We start from the raw sequence: 14,778 nt of genomic DNA on the forward strand, positions 1-14,778 counted from the left end.
GTTAGCTTGAGTTACTCTTCGCCCTGCTTCGAGAAGCGAGCTTTGATTCGACGGTAACCTTCCATGATGCCACCAGGCAGGAAGATAACGACCAGCATGAAGATTAGACCTAGCGTTAGGTGCCAACCTTTACCTACGAACAGAGACAGTACTGGAACAAGGCCAGAAACCAAGAAGTCTGGTAGGAAATCTAGAGCACTAGTCAGAACTGCACCATCGATAGCAGAGAAGATGTTCTCGAAGTACTTGATAGCTACCGCACCAAGGAACGGGCCAACCAATGTGCCGACACCACCAAGGATTGTCATAAGAACAACCTCACCTGATGCAGTCCACTGCATACGCTCCGCACCCGCTAGAGGGTCCATCGCTGCCATTAAGCTACCAGCAAGACCCGCATACATACCTGATATTACAAACGCTGCCAGTGCATATGGGCGAGTGTTCAAACCTGTGTATGACATACGGTTTTGGTTAGTTTTAAGGCCACGTAGCATCGAACCGAAAGGTGAACGAGTGATACGTAGAGCGACATAAAAACCAACAATCAAGAATGCTGCACAGATGTAGAAGCCTGCTAGGCCACCAAAGTCTGTCATCTCAATGCCGAATAGGTTAGTACGAGGTACCGCACCTTCAGCTAGAGGCGCATCCCAAGCACGTGGGTCAGCCGCTTCAACCTGCAGACCTGTCTCACCCATGGTAATAGGTGTGAGTACAGAGTAAGCAAGGTTGTAACTCATCTGAGCTAAAGCCAGTGTCAGGATCGAGAAGTAGATACCTGTTCGACGAAGACAGATGAAACCAATGACTAGGGCGAAGATACCTGACACCACAACACCGGCAACCATCGCTGGAAGGATGTTCAGTGTAAACAGCTTGAAGATCCAAACCGTTGTGTAAGACCCCACACCGATAAACGCTGCGTGACCAAACGACAGGTAACCTGTCTGACCGAATAGAATGTTAAAGCCAATTGCGAACAGACCGAAGATAGCGAAACGCTGCATTAAGTCTGGGTAGGCTGCACCGAATGGCTGAAGCCAAAGTGGCATTAGCAGGACGGCTGCTGCAAAGCCCAGCAGCATCATCATGTCTGATTTAGGTGTAAATTTATCAATATGCATCTTAGTCCTCCATTACACCCTTGCGACCCATTAGACCACGTGGACGAACGAGCAGTACGATCATTGCAACTAGGTAGATAATTACCTGGTCGATACCTGGGATGATTTGTTTGATTTCGTTCATCGATGCGAACGATTGGAGGATACCGAGTAGGAAACCTGCCGCTACCGCACCCGGTAGTGAACCCATACCGCCTACTACTACAACCACGAATGACAGAACTAGGAAGTCCATACCCATGTGGTAGTTAGGAGAGAGTATTGGTGTGTACATCAAACCTGCCAAACCTGCGACGACAGCAGCTAGACCGAAGACGATACTGAAACGTTTGGTGATGTTGATACCCAACAACTGAACCGTTTGACGATCCGCCATACCGGCACGAACCACCATACCAAAGGTTGTAAACTGCAAGAAGGCAAACACTGCAGCAATGACTATCGCAGCAAAGCCCAAGTAAACAAGACGCCATTTCGGATAGACAATATTGTCGCCTAGACCGAAGAGTGCGCCGATGTTCGCTGTACCCTCAAACATCTCTGGTGCTGGCTGTGGAATCGGGTTTGCACCGTAAATGGCTTTGACGATCTCCTGAATAACGATCGCAAGACCGAAGGTTACAAGGATCTGATCAGCGTGTGCGCGACGGTAGAAGTGACGAATGAGGCCACGTTCCATCACCAGGCCAATCACAAGCATGATAGGTATAGCGATTAAAATCGATATAGGAACAGACCAGTCGATTATGGCTCTACCCGTATCACCGAGCCAGAGCTCTAGGTATGGGATCTCTTTGAATGCTTCAAAGAAAGTAACCGACTCATCTTTAACTTTTGTTGAAATAGTAAGTACTTCGCGAACTGAAACTGCGACGAAAGCACCCAACATGAAAAGAGCACCGTGAGCAAAGTTCACGACACCTAAGGTACCGAAAATCAACGTTAGACCTAGGGCAATCAGTGCATAAGCACCACCCTTATCTAGACCGTTCAAGATCTGGAGGATTATTGCATCCACAGCTATGAATCTCCAAAAAAGCTAATAAAAAACGAAGGGGTCCCTTGGACCCCTTCGCGTGCCAAGGTGTAATTAAAATTACACTTGGATTAAGACCACTGAGCGCCGCCGGCGAATGGGCCTTCGTTTGGATCGTATGTAAGCTTCTCACGTGAAACCACATCCAATACTTCAAGACGGTCGAAGTCAGATGTTGGGTTCATGTTACCGCGTACAACTAGGCCATTCTTCATTACCTGGTGGTCCGCTTTACGGTATAGAGAAGCACCGTTACCCATGCCATCGAACTCGTGATCTTCAAGAGCAGCGATAACTGCTTGTGGATCGAAAGTACCTGCACGCTCAACAGCATCTGCGTAAAGCATAGTCTGAACGTAACAAGTGTGAGCTGCCTGTGATGGTGGGAAACCGTATTCCTGACCGAACGACTTAACGAATGCTTTAGAACCTTCGTCAGTTAGCTTCCAGTTCCAGTTAGTAGAACCTAGGATGCCTTTCATGTTGTCGCCAGCACCTTTCGCCATTAGACGAGAGAATAGAGGAACGATGATCTGGAAGTCCTTACCGTTAACTTGCTTATCTTTCAGACCGAACTGAATCGCCTGAGTCAAAGAGTTAACCATGTCACCGCCGTAGTGGTTAAGGATCAGAGTATCTGCACCAGAGTTTAGGATTGGTGTGATGTACTGAGAGAAGTCACCTGCACCTACTGGTGTTTTAACGTTAGCAACTGTGTTCCAGTTTGCTTCAGCAGCCATACCTTTCTCGATAGAGTCCTGCTGAGACCAACCCCAAGTGTAGTCAGCTGTTAGATGGTAAACCTGACGATCTGAACCGTACTCGTTTTTAAGTACTGGACGAAGTGCTAGTGCTGATTGGTGACAGTTGAACATGTGGCGGAAACCGTGACGACGACGGTCTTTACCAGTTGTATCGTTTGAGTGCGTTAGACCAGCCATAAAGATGGTACCCATCTCTTCAGCTAGAGCCTGAACTGCGATAGCTACACCTGATGATGAACCACCAGAGAACATGATAACGCCATCTTTCTCGATCATACGTTTAGCCGATGCACGTGCTGCGTCAGACTTAGTCTGAGTATCACCAGTTACGTACTCAACTTTCATACCAAGAATACCGTTACCTTTAAGGTTCATTGGTTTCATGGTTTGCATCATGCCGCCATCGCCTTCGCCGTTAAGGTGTTTAACAGCAAGTTTGAATGCGCGTAGTTCGTCTGCACCCTCATCTGCGTAAGCGCCTGATTGAGGTACGTTAAAACCTAGGACACACTTACCTGAAGCTTTAGGGTCGTTACGGAACGAACCAGCAGCAGAAGCAGTTGGGATGTAGAAGCTTGGTACTGCGATAGCCGCTGCAGAAGCTGCAGTGCCTTTAAGTACCGTACGGCGAGAAACGCCTTGAGTCTTATCAGTCATTACTTTGTAACTCCGTTGTTGGGTTTGTTTTTATTACAATCGGAAACTGCAAAGTACTAGAGTCAACACTGAGTGACTACCCTACTAAAGGTTGATTTAGACCAATGTACTAGGAAAACTCTTTCAAGATATGAAATCTCATACCAACCTATAACCAAAGTAAAAATATTAAAGCAAATACAAAAACTTAGCGGTATAAAGAACCTCTTCAACTACTGAATTGTAGACATAAAAAAACCCCGATCGGCTGACCGATCGGGGCTTTATATTTTTGGGGGATGCTTACATCATGCCGCCCATACCACCCATGCCACCCATATCAGGTGCACCCATAGCTGGCTTATCTTCTGGGATCTCAGCAACCATCGCTTCAGTCGTAATCATTAGACCCGCAATTGACGCTGCCGCCTGAAGTGACGAACGAGTTACCTTAACAGGGTCGATGATACCCATCTCAAGCATATCGCCGTAGACTTCTGTACCCGCGTTGTAACCGTAGTTACCTTTACCGTTACGAACTTCGTTGACAACCACTGATGGCTCACCACCTGCGTTTGCTACGATTTGACGAAGTGGTGCTTCCATTGCACGTAGTGCTAGCTGAATACCGATCGTCTGATCATGGTTGTCACCCTCTAGGCTCTCGACAGCCTGAAGTGAGCGAATCAGAGCAACACCACCGCCAGGAACGATACCCTCTTCAACGGCTGCACGAGTTGCGTGAAGTGCATCGTCTACACGAGCTTTCTTCTCTTTCATCTCAACTTCAGTCGCAGCACCCACTTTGATCACTGCAACACCGCCTGCTAGCTTAGCAACACGCTCTTGCATCTTCTCTTTGTCGTATTCAGATGTAGTATCTTCCATCTGTACACGGATCGCTTGAACACGAGCGTCGATGTTTGCTTTAGCGCCAGCACCGTCAACAATGGTAGTATTCTCTTTGCTAATCTCTACGCGCTTAGCTTGACCAAGCTGCTCAAGTTCAACTGCATCTAGGCTCAGACCCACCTCTTCAGAGATCACCTGACCACCAGTAAGAATAGCGATATCTTCTAGCATTGCTTTACGACGATCACCAAAACCAGGCGCTTTAACAGCACACACTTTCACGATGCCGCGCATAGTATTCACTACAAGAGTCGCTAGCGCTTCACCTTCAACGTCTTCCGCTACGATAAGCAGTGGACGTGATGATTTAGCAACACCTTCAAGTGCTGGAAGCAGCTCACGGATGTTAGAGATCTTCTTATCAACTAGAAGAATGAATGGATCTTCTAGTTCAGCAACCATAGAGTCTTGGTTAGTTACGAAGTAAGGAGATAGGTAACCGCGATCGAACTGCATACCTTCAACAACGTCTAGTTCGTTTTCGAAACCAGAACCTTCTTCAACAGTGATGACACCATCTTGGCTTACACGCTCCATCGCTTCTGCAATGATGTTACCCACTTCAGCGTCAGAGTTTGCAGAGATAGTACCAACCTGAGCAATCGCTTTAGAATCAGCACATGGCACAGCCATTTCAGCAAGCTGAGCAACTACAGCAGCAGCCGCTTTATCGATACCACGCTTAAGATCCATTGGGTTCATTCCCGCTGCAACAGACTTAAGACCTTCATTAACAATCGCTTGAGCTAGAACAGTTGCAGTCGTAGTACCGTCACCAGCAACGTCGTTAGCTTTAGAGGCTACTTCTTTAACCATCTGTGCGCCCATGTTTTCGAACTTATCTTTAAGTTCGATCTCTTTAGCGACTGAGACACCATCTTTAGTCACTGTTGGTGCACCAAATGATTTTTCTAGTACAACGTTACGACCTTTAGGGCCTAGAGTTGTTTTAACCGCATTTGCTAGAACGTTTACGCCAGCAAGCATGCCCTGACGAGCATCATTTCCAAAGAGTACTTCTTTAGCAGACATTTCTTAGAATCCTTTAAATTTATTCAATTCTTTACCAGTAAAACGAATTAGGCTTCTAGTACGCCGTAAATTTCGCTCTCTTGCATGATCAGCAGCTCTTCACCATCTACTTTGATAGTGTTAGTGCCCGCGTACTGACCAAAGATCACTTTGTCACCGACTTTGACAGACAGCTCAACAACCTGGCCATCATTAGTGACACGACCAGCGCCTACTGCGACAACCTCACCTTGGTTTGGTTTCTCTGCAGCTGCACCTGGCAATACGATACCGCCAGCCGAAGTAGCTTCTTCTTCGCTACGACGAACTACTACACGGTCATGAAGTGGACGAATTTTCATCTGGTTCTTCTCCTGAATCTAGGATCCAATACGATGTTGGTTTTTTGTTTAAAGCCAGTGAACCAATAATTCACCGACAATTCTTAGGTGAAATATTTAATTGGGGAGGGGGGAAAAGATTTCAACACCCAAGCTGAAAAAAATTTAAATTTCCAACTTAGGTCTTAGCAAGCCATAAGCAGAAAGTGCAGGACTTATTAATGGACAACCCAGTGTAAATTAGTGCAACCGTTTGTCGTCGTTATTGCTTGATGGGTCATTCACCTCAACAAAATCACCATCAATGATGTCACTTCTATTTTGAGAGAAGGGATCCTGGGAGTTCTGGGTCGATGAGTAAAAGTGTGCTTGCCCACCACTCTTAGTAAACGCATCACTTATGCGTTGTCCGAAAAGATTAAAAAACAGGCCACGAGTGAATGGCAACAGGCAGGAGAAACCAATTACATCGGTCACAAACCCAGGAGTAACCAAAAGGGCTCCGCCTATCGCTATCAATATCCCATCTCTCATTTCTGATAGCGGAATCTCTCCACTCTCAATACGACTGCGAGCTTTTAACAGAGTCGTCACACCCTGATAACGCAACATATTTACCCCGATAAAAGCTGACAGCAGAACCAGGCCCACGGTATACCAGCCACCAATCGCTTGACCGACCTTTATAAGGATGGTGATTTCAATAACGGGGATTACGACAAAGATAATAAAGAGTATTGGCATGCTGTTCTCGCTCTGTTTTAACCAAGGCTATCAAGGCTGCGAAGAAATCTAAAGTGAACAGCTGATTGTTTAACTTAAATTTACATTCAGGCAACTATTTACATATGGGCTACATTCGAGCCACAACCGGACTACAACTGGGCTTTTGCAGCGCAATATCACTTTTGTGCAGTGATCTTTTACCTATGTCTAATACCTTAGATGGCGGGTATAACCAACTTGAATAAACAATAAATTCAATTACTTAAATGCACAAAAAAGGGTTTGACCCGAACCTCTGCAAACAATTCTTTTCAATTTTTAAAAAACTCCACAAAAGCTATGGATTTTGCACTGCAGAAGGCTTAGTTTGTGCAGTGCAATAGCTGCTATGCAAAAATAATTGCACCGCAAAATAAAAACAGGCAGCAATCAGCGTTAAGCGCTGAAAATATTAGATTGTTGGTAGGAGTCCGGAAATGGATCTAAAAGATAAAGTAGTAGTGATCACTGGTGGTGGTCGTGGTCTTGGCCGTGCAATGGCACTTGAGCTAGCAAACAAAGGTGCACGTCTTGCACTGGTAGACCTTAACCAAGAAGACCTTGATGAGACTCTCAATCAAGTAAAAGCTGCTGGCAGCGATGGCCGCACTTACGTATGCAATGTCTCTAAAGAGGCTGAAGTTGAAGCTCTATTCGAATCGGTGGTTGCCGACATGGGTGGCTTAAACGGTCTTGTTAACAATGCTGGCATCACACGTGACGGTCTATTCATCAAAGTAAAAGATGGCGAAATCGTCTCGAAAATGAGCATGGATCAGTGGAACCTGGTAATGGATGTAAACCTTACTGGTACCTTCTTATGTGCACGTGAAGCTGCTGCACAAATGATCAAAAACAAGCAAGAAGGCTGCATTATCAACATCTCTTCTATCTCGCGCAGTGGTAACATGGGCCAGACCAACTACACCGCGACTAAGGCAGGTGTAGAAGCAATGGCCGTTACTTGGGCGAAAGAGCTTGCTCGATACGGTATCCGTGCAGCATCGATTGCACCAGGCTACATCGGTACTGAGATGGTCATGGCGATGAAAGAGGAAGCACGCGAGAAAATCGCTGCGGGCATCCCGGCTAAACGTCTTGGTAAACCTGAAGAGATCGCTCACACAGTCTCTTTCATCCTTGAAAACGACTATGTATCAGGTCGTTGTTTCGAGGTTGATGGCGGTCTTCGAATCTAATTCGAATCGCTCTCTAAAAAAGCTGGCTTCTGCCGGCTTTTTTATTGCTTCATTTACCGTTCATACACAAATTGATAGCATCTGACAGAGTTTTTTAAGGAAGCTATAAAAATGCTATCAAACTGGATTGACACTCTTCGGGTTTATAAAGATAAGCGCCTACTTTGGGTCTTCTTGATGGGGTGTAGTTCCGGCTTCCCCTGGGTTCTAATCGGCTCCAACATGAGTGGCTGGCTCAAAGATGAAGGCCTATCTCGAACCGCCATCGGCTTCTTCGGTTCTATCTTTGCCGTTTATGCATTTAACTTTTTATGGGCCCCTTTGGTCGATCGTGTTCGCCTGCCGGTTTTAAGCCGTTTAGGACAACGCCGATCTTGGATATTTTTATGTCAGGGTATCATGCTGTTTATGATTCTGCTGATCACTCAGGCAGACCCAAGCAGCGCCTATTCTGCGATGGGAGAACCAACCACAGAATCTGGCAAAGTGCCAGGCATGCTATATATCTCTCTGATCGCATTGATGATTGCCATCGCATCGGCCACCCAAGACATTGCAGTGGATGCTTTCCGTATCGACCAGTTTGATATCAATGAAACCACGAAGATGCCGCCCGCTTCAGCTATGGCCGTTGTCGGCTGGTGGACTGGCTACTCGCTTCCAGGCTACCTAGCCTTCGTTAATGCCGACTCAATGGGATGGAACGGTGTCTACGGTGTTATGGCAGTGATCATGGGCCTATTAATGGTATTTACTCTGTTAGTGGGTGAGCCGGTCGATCGCCGCTCTAACCTTCAGAGCAAACTGGAAGAGAACTACCAAAACCGCTTTGGTTTAGGTCGCTTCGCCAGCTGGTTCGCAGTTACGGTCATTGAACCCTTTGCCGATTTTATTCGCCGAAACGGTCTATCGGTAGCCATCACCCTAATCGCCTTTATCTTTATGTTTAAGATTGGCGAGGCTTTCTTGGGGCGGATGTCAGTGGTCTTCTATAAAGAGGTTGGCTTTACCAACGAGCAGATTGGTGAATACACCAAGATGCTAGGCTGGATAGCGACGGTGGTGTTCACACTCATCGGCAGTGCCATCAACGTTCGCTTTGGTGTGCTTAAAGGGCTTATGATTGGTGGTATCGCAATGGGTGCATCTAACTTAATGTTCGCACTGATAGCAGAAGTTGGGCCGGTAGAGTGGCTGTTTGCAGCAACCATTATCGTCGATAACTTTACTACCGCCTTCTCAACAGTTGCCTTTGTGGCCTTCCTAACGGCACTGACAGGGCGTGCATTCAGTGCGACTCAATACGCCCTACTCGCGTCGTTGGGTAACCTTGGTCGCACAACGCTGGCGAGCTTCAGTGGCACCATGGTAGATGGTCTTGATGGTAACTGGTCACTGTTCTTTGTCATTACCTTCTTGATGGTCATTCCATCACTGGTCATGTTGTGGATGCTGCGCGACAAACTGGAGGTAGCTCAAGCTAAGACTCTAGAACAGAATCAACGTGAGCAAAGCTGATCACTACTCTTAAGAAACAAAAAAGCGACCTCTTTTCAGACGTCGCTTTTTTATTGAGCGTAAACTCTAGTCGCGGAAGTTTTTGTACTGCAGAGGCAGCTCAAAATCTGACTCACGCAACAGCGCCATCACCGCTTGAAGGTCATCACGTTTCTTACCGGTGACACGCAGTTGTTCGCCTTGCACTTGAGTCTGAACTTTTAGCTTTGAGTCCTTGATCAATTTACCTAGCTTCTTGTTCGCTGCCTGATCTAGACCTTGCTTAAGAACAATCGTCTGGCGAGCCTGTTTACCATTCTGCTCAGCTTTTTGAATGTCCATACAGTTTGGATCGATCTTTCGATTAACCAATTTTGCTCGAAGCACATCGATCATCTGCTTTAATTGAAAGTCCGCTTCAGCAACCGCTTTAACCGACTCACCGTCTAGCTCAAAACTGGCATCCACGCCCTTAAAGTCAAAACGTGTTGAGATCTCACGATTCGCTTGATCGACCGCATTAGCCACTTCATGAGAATCTACTTCAGAAACAATATCGAACGATGGCATCGCCCTCTCCTCTCTTAAAACGAATGAATGGTCGATATAATACCTTTTTTCATTAGGAGTGGTACGTGTGACTTGGCATATAATTGGTGCCGGTGCGATTGGCAGCCTTTGGGCTGATCGATTACATCGACAAGGCGAAGCGATTACACTAGTACTCCGCTCCTCTGAGCAGGTCGACGCATTCAATCGCAATGGACAATCACTTCGTGTTGAGAGCCCTAATAAAGAGTTGAGAGTGGTTCAATGCAAAGCGACCTGCGCAGAAAATCTCTCAGACACCATTACACATATACTAATCACTACTAAAGCGTTTGATGCACTTGATGCCATTAACAGGGTTAAGAATCAGTTAGCGAGTGATGCCACCATCATCGTTATGATTAATGGCTACGGTGTACAACAGACGATTCAAGAGACCTTTCCAGATCACAACATTCTATTTGCCAGTACGACCGATGGTGCTTTTAATCTAGCACCTTTCCATACGGTTCATGCGGCAAATGGCTCTACGCTTATCGGAAGCCTTAATAAAAAAGTAGATAGTAAAGCATCATCGCTTTGTGGGGCCGACTGGATCGATGATATCGATACCATCTTATGGCGAAAAGTCGCGATAAACTGCTGTATAAATCCAGTTACTGCTACACATCAATGCACCAATGGCGAAATATTTTCGACAGACGAGCGGGTAATAGTGACAACCAATCTGGCAAAGGAAATTGAGCTGCTTGAGCTCAAGATGGGGATTGATCGTCACACTCCACTGATTGAAGAAGTTAGAAGCGTTGCCGAATTAACCTATAAAAACCGGTCATCCATGTTACAGGATGTCGCAAAGGGTCGACGCACAGAAGTTGAGCATATTAACGGGGCCATTGTGGATCTCGCTAAAAAGTACGCAGTCGAAGTTCCCTGTAACAAAAAGATGCTTAATACCATCCAAAGCCTAACGCTTGCTGAACGTTAACAGAGTGAATGCCATTCAACATCGCTTGAATCGATTCAAGTTGCCTAACCTAGTCGCGCTGATACAATGCGCGTCACTCATCGGAGTAGGTGCCCTTTAATGGGGTTAAACGGGAAGTTCAGTGAAAAACTGACGCTGCCCCCGCAACGGTAAGGACGGTTATTTCAACATCATGCCACTGGCGACAGCTGGGAAGGCGTTGAGATAGAGACCTCCAAGCCCGGATACCGGCCCACTCTCAATTCCATCCAACCATGCGCGGTGGGCGCATCGAGAGAGATCATGAAATTATTTACGACCCTTTTACTGGCAGCGTCGACTGCTTCCTCTTTTGCTGTTGCTGAAGAGACTATTCTCGTCACCAAAACCATCACCAGCGCAGCTAATGTTGAGCAAGATTTAGCCGAAGTACTTCCGTCAGCAAGCGTAATAACCCGCTGGGAAATCGAGCAGTCGCCTGCAGCAACGGTGATTGATTTGATCCAATCTGAACCTGGGATAGAAATTGGCCGAAATGGTGGACCAGGCACGGTCTCTTCAATATTTATGCGGGGACAAGCTAGTAAAAACGTTGCGGTTTTTGTGGATGGTGTAAGATTGCAAACGAATGCGCTGGGGGCAGTACTCTATAACAACATTCCACTATCCCAAATTGATCGTATAGAGATATTACGTGGCAACATGAGTGCGCTTTATGGAAGCTCAGCTGTTGGCGGTGCCGTTCTTATATTTACCAAATCAGGCAGTACAGCAGATTCTTTCAACGCTAAAGTGACTTACGGATCGCGTGATACTCAAGAACTAGACCTATCATTCCGTGGTAAATCAGATGACATTTCATATACTCTCTCAGTAAATGAGTTTAGTACCGAAAACAGATCTGCTATTAACCCATTGCAAAAACCAACAACCGACTCTGACACCGACCCATTCAAGAACACGGGAATTAGTAGCCGTATTGAATGGGCACCATCAGTTGATAAAAAGCTAGGTATTAACTTAAGTAAATCAACAGGCAGAATCGACTATGATGGCACATATTATGTTGGTACTTATCCTAATAGTGTTGCCCACAATGATGGCGATTTTTACGCAAACCAAGAAAGTGACTCTCTAAGTATTTATGGCTCAGGAAAAGTTACAGAAAAATCATTAACCTCTCTCAGCATAACTCGCTCTAACTATAGCTATCATGAATTTATCGAGGGCGACGACCAAACACCTAAAAAAGCAAACCAAACAGTCTTTACAGTAAACAATTCAGTTAACGTGGAAAAAGGCACTATTACCTTTGGTACTGAAATATCCGATGCAGATTACACTGATGCCTATAACACGGTTAATAGAATAACTCAAAGTGTGTTTGCTGGTGTTAATGGAAACCTAAGCGAATCTATCGACTATCAGCTAAATATTCGTCATGACTCGATTGATACAGACAACAAAATCTCTTCAACCAGCCAAAAAGAGAGCTCAAATACATGGCTTTTGGGGAGCGGGTATGACTTGCATAAATCTATTCGAGCAACTGCACTTTACTCGACCTCTTTCGCGGTACCAACTGCAGATGAATTTGCCGGGAATCCGAATCTAAACGCAGAAGAACACAAAGGTTACGAGCTTGGAATTGATTACAAATCTTCCAACTGGACAAGCGGTTTAACTTATTTTAGAAATCGAAGTTCAAATGCCATCATTTATAGTAACAATGGATACGAGAATATTTCTTACGATAACGCGGGTTTTGAGTTTGATCTGTCAGGATCAATTGACCAGATTAACTATAAATTAAGCCATGTCATCCAAAATCCAAAGGATGAAACAGGTGAACGACTTTCTCGCAGAGCTAAGAACTACACAACATTAGAGCTAAGCGGTTTGTACAACTCCTATGATTGGCTAGCACAAATCATTCACTCGGGTGACAGAGATAACTCGTATTGGGATGACCAAATTCTGAAGTCTTATACCGTTACAAACTTTTCTGTAAGTAAAAAGATCAATAATAATTGGAGTGCTAAGCTAAAATTCGAAAACCTTTTCAATGAAGAGTATCAACTAGCTTACAGTTATGATGCCGTTCCATTTGGAGCATTCCTTTCGATTCAATATCAACCGAAGTAAACTTATCTAACAACGTCAAAAGAGAGTGCTTCATGGCTAATCGACTTACCAAAGTCTATACACGCACTGGCGATAGAGGGACTACCCGCCTCGCCACTGGGGCAGAAGTGCATAAGACACATCCGCGTGTTGAAGCGATGGGTACTGTTGATGAGTTAAATAGTCTGATTGGTGTGGTCGATTCACACCTTTCAGAAGCTGATGATCTATCGCCAATCTTTCGCAGAATTCAAAACGATCTGTTCGATCTTGGTGGTGAGATTGCCATTGCTGATGACAGCTATGTGGTTATTTCACCCGAGATGGTTAATTGGCTTGAAGAGGTGTTGGATCACTACAACGACACCCTTCCATCACTAGAGAATTTCATTCTTCCAGGCGGAACACCCGACGCGGCTCACACTCATCTCGCCAGAGCGGTCTGCCGACGAGCTGAACGCGGCTTGGTAGAGCTCGCACAGGAGAGTAGCGTCAATCCGCAAGCCATAGCCTATATAAACCGCCTGTCGGATCTGCTGTTTGTACTAGGCAGAGTCCTAGCTCGACGCGATGGACAAGAAGAGATACTCTGGCAACAACGTTCACCTAAAAATTAATCTATCGAGAACCCAACCATGCGCCTTCTGGCCCTTCTTACGTTTCTTACATTCACCACAACCAGTTATGCAGACTGTGCCTTTGATCAAGATGTGTGCGAAGCATCCTGTAAACTTCGCTTCATTACCAATGATGCAGAGAAAGCAGGCTGTATCTCACGTTGCGTTGCTGAAAGAACTCTCTGTTCGGCTAAAATCGGGGCGGGTAAAGCGAAAGAGTTTGGTGAAGAAGCACTAGAAGAGTCGAAATCCTTTATTGAAGGCTTTACGGCTGATCAAGCAAAAGATCTGGGTAAAAAGGCTTGGGAAAACACCAAATTGTTTATCGGTGGGATGATCGATAAACCCAAAGATGAGTCGACCGATTAGTCATTAATCTGAGCGACTCAAAATTTCACAAACCTCATCCACTCCATCTAGGGTTCTCATCGTCAAACGATGAAGATAATCGGAATTGATTTTATAGAGATTCTGGTGCCTAACCGCCTCAAGAAATGGCCACTGCTGCCAAGCCTCTTGCCAAGTATCAGGAAGACCATCGGATGCTAAAATTAGCTCTGGATTCATACTGATGACTGATTCAATACTGACTTGCGGTGCCATTTCAGGCCGATCTTTGAAAATATTAACGCCACCGCAATGGTCCACAGCTTCTGAAACCACCGATTGGGCGTTAAGCGTGAGCATCGGATCTGACCATAGTTGGTAAAAGACTCTCTTAGGCTCTTTTACCTTGACGGCGCTGCTGGCCAAGCGGCGATTAAACTCGGCAATCAAATTACTCGCCTCTGCCTCTGCATTCAGCAAAATACCCAACTCAGTTAGCTGAGAAGGAATCTCAGCGAGAGTATCCCCCTTAATCCGAACCAACTTCAGACCCAGAGATTCAAGGTAAGTTAACTGCCGTTCGGGATTCCCCCCCTGCCAAGCCAATACATAATCGGGATCTAACTTCACAATCGCTTCGGCATCGAGCGATTGGTAGTCCCCTATCACTTGAATATCTAGAAGCTCTTTAGGGTAATCAGCGGCAGAAACCCTACCAACAACCCAATCCCCTTTTCCCAGTGCATAAATATTTTCAGTCAGGTCCGGCGACAACACCACCAACCGAAGGTCTGCTAGAGCCGAAGCAGGAATGAGTAGAATAATCAGAAAGCGCAGCAGCAAAACTAGCCTCATTAATACTTATTACTGAGCAATAATTGAATTAAGCCTCCAGTTTAGCATGGG

General features: G+C 45.7%; 14 protein-coding genes and 1 riboswitch. Of the genes, 6 read left to right on the forward strand and 8 right to left on the reverse strand.

The annotated features are described in order from the left end of the window. Nucleotides 1-11 precede the first annotated feature (11 nt). The 6 genes from XMG59_RS02910 to XMG59_RS02935 all read right to left on the reverse strand — a co-directional run bounded on the left by XMG59_RS02910 (nucleotide 12) and on the right by XMG59_RS02935 (nucleotide 6,571). Nucleotides 12-1,127 carry a branched-chain amino acid ABC transporter permease gene (locus XMG59_RS02910; protein WP_173480546.1) on the reverse strand — a complete coding sequence of 372 codons (1,116 nt, stop codon included), beginning with the start codon at nucleotides 1,125-1,127 and terminating at the stop codon, nucleotides 12-14. Between the two features lies 1 nt (nucleotide 1,128). Beyond that, a complete protein-coding gene (locus XMG59_RS02915; protein ID WP_173484639.1) occupies nucleotides 1,129-2,145 on the reverse strand; it encodes a branched-chain amino acid ABC transporter permease in 1,017 nt (338 codons plus the stop codon). Between the two features lie 89 nt (nucleotides 2,146-2,234). Further along, nucleotides 2,235-3,584: a substrate-binding protein gene (locus XMG59_RS02920; protein WP_173498180.1), complete on the reverse strand. Its 1,350-nt coding sequence runs from the start codon at nucleotides 3,582-3,584 to the stop codon at nucleotides 2,235-2,237. A gap of 282 nt (nucleotides 3,585-3,866) precedes the next feature. Then, nucleotides 3,867-5,507, reverse strand: coding sequence for a chaperonin GroEL (gene groL / locus XMG59_RS02925; RefSeq protein ID WP_173480543.1), 1,641 nt, complete (start codon nucleotides 5,505-5,507; stop codon nucleotides 3,867-3,869). A 47-nt stretch (nucleotides 5,508-5,554) separates the two neighbouring features. Then, nucleotides 5,555-5,848, reverse strand: coding sequence for a co-chaperone GroES (locus tag XMG59_RS02930; RefSeq protein ID WP_173480542.1), 294 nt, complete (start codon nucleotides 5,846-5,848; stop codon nucleotides 5,555-5,557). Nucleotides 5,849-6,067: 219 nt separating this feature from the next. After that, the gene (locus tag XMG59_RS02935; RefSeq protein ID WP_173483301.1) at nucleotides 6,068-6,571 is read right to left on the reverse strand and encodes an FxsA family protein; all 504 of its coding nucleotides are present in this window, start codon (nucleotides 6,569-6,571) and stop codon (nucleotides 6,068-6,070) included. 458 nt (nucleotides 6,572-7,029) lie between these two features. On the opposite strand from XMG59_RS02935, the gene XMG59_RS02940 reads away from it, so the two are divergent. After that, nucleotides 7,030-7,791: an SDR family oxidoreductase gene (locus XMG59_RS02940; RefSeq protein ID WP_173483302.1), complete on the forward strand. Its 762-nt coding sequence runs from the start codon at nucleotides 7,030-7,032 to the stop codon at nucleotides 7,789-7,791. Between the two features lie 111 nt (nucleotides 7,792-7,902). Next, nucleotides 7,903-9,309: an MFS transporter gene (locus XMG59_RS02945; RefSeq protein ID WP_173498181.1), complete on the forward strand. Its 1,407-nt coding sequence runs from the start codon at nucleotides 7,903-7,905 to the stop codon at nucleotides 9,307-9,309. A 66-nt stretch (nucleotides 9,310-9,375) separates the two neighbouring features. Here XMG59_RS02945 and XMG59_RS02950 read toward each other — a convergent pair whose 3' ends face one another. Continuing rightward, a complete protein-coding gene (locus XMG59_RS02950) occupies nucleotides 9,376-9,858 on the reverse strand; it encodes a YajQ family cyclic di-GMP-binding protein (RefSeq protein WP_173480538.1) in 483 nt (160 codons plus the stop codon). A gap of 67 nt (nucleotides 9,859-9,925) precedes the next feature. Here XMG59_RS02950 and XMG59_RS02955 point away from each other — a divergent pair, with 67 nt between their 5' ends. The 4 genes from XMG59_RS02955 to XMG59_RS02970 all read left to right on the forward strand — a co-directional run bounded on the left by XMG59_RS02955 (nucleotide 9,926) and on the right by XMG59_RS02970 (nucleotide 13,914). Further along, on the forward strand, nucleotides 9,926-10,825 hold the full coding sequence (locus XMG59_RS02955) for a ketopantoate reductase family protein (RefSeq protein WP_173498182.1): 900 nt from the start codon (nucleotides 9,926-9,928) through the stop codon (nucleotides 10,823-10,825). A gap of 70 nt (nucleotides 10,826-10,895) precedes the next feature. Next, a riboswitch (cobalamin riboswitch) is annotated at nucleotides 10,896-11,076 on the forward strand. 31 nt (nucleotides 11,077-11,107) lie between these two features. Further along, the gene (locus XMG59_RS02960; protein ID WP_173498183.1) at nucleotides 11,108-12,949 is read left to right on the forward strand and encodes a TonB-dependent receptor domain-containing protein; all 1,842 of its coding nucleotides are present in this window, start codon (nucleotides 11,108-11,110) and stop codon (nucleotides 12,947-12,949) included. A gap of 32 nt (nucleotides 12,950-12,981) precedes the next feature. Then, nucleotides 12,982-13,545 carry a cob(I)yrinic acid a,c-diamide adenosyltransferase gene (locus XMG59_RS02965; RefSeq protein ID WP_173498184.1) on the forward strand — a complete coding sequence of 188 codons (564 nt, stop codon included), beginning with the start codon at nucleotides 12,982-12,984 and terminating at the stop codon, nucleotides 13,543-13,545. An 18-nt stretch (nucleotides 13,546-13,563) separates the two neighbouring features. Continuing rightward, the gene (locus XMG59_RS02970) at nucleotides 13,564-13,914 is read left to right on the forward strand and encodes a hypothetical protein (protein WP_173498185.1); all 351 of its coding nucleotides are present in this window, start codon (nucleotides 13,564-13,566) and stop codon (nucleotides 13,912-13,914) included. A 3-nt stretch (nucleotides 13,915-13,917) separates the two neighbouring features. Here XMG59_RS02970 and XMG59_RS02975 read toward each other — a convergent pair whose 3' ends face one another. Then, entirely contained in the window at nucleotides 13,918-14,715 is a 798-nt protein-coding gene (locus tag XMG59_RS02975; protein ID WP_173498186.1) for a helical backbone metal receptor, read from the reverse strand. Between the last annotated feature and the right edge of the window lie 63 nt (nucleotides 14,716-14,778).

The organism is Marinobacterium sp. xm-g-59, assembly GCF_013283315.1.
In the GTDB taxonomy this organism is placed as follows: domain Bacteria; phylum Pseudomonadota; class Gammaproteobacteria; order Pseudomonadales; family Balneatricaceae; genus Marinobacterium_E.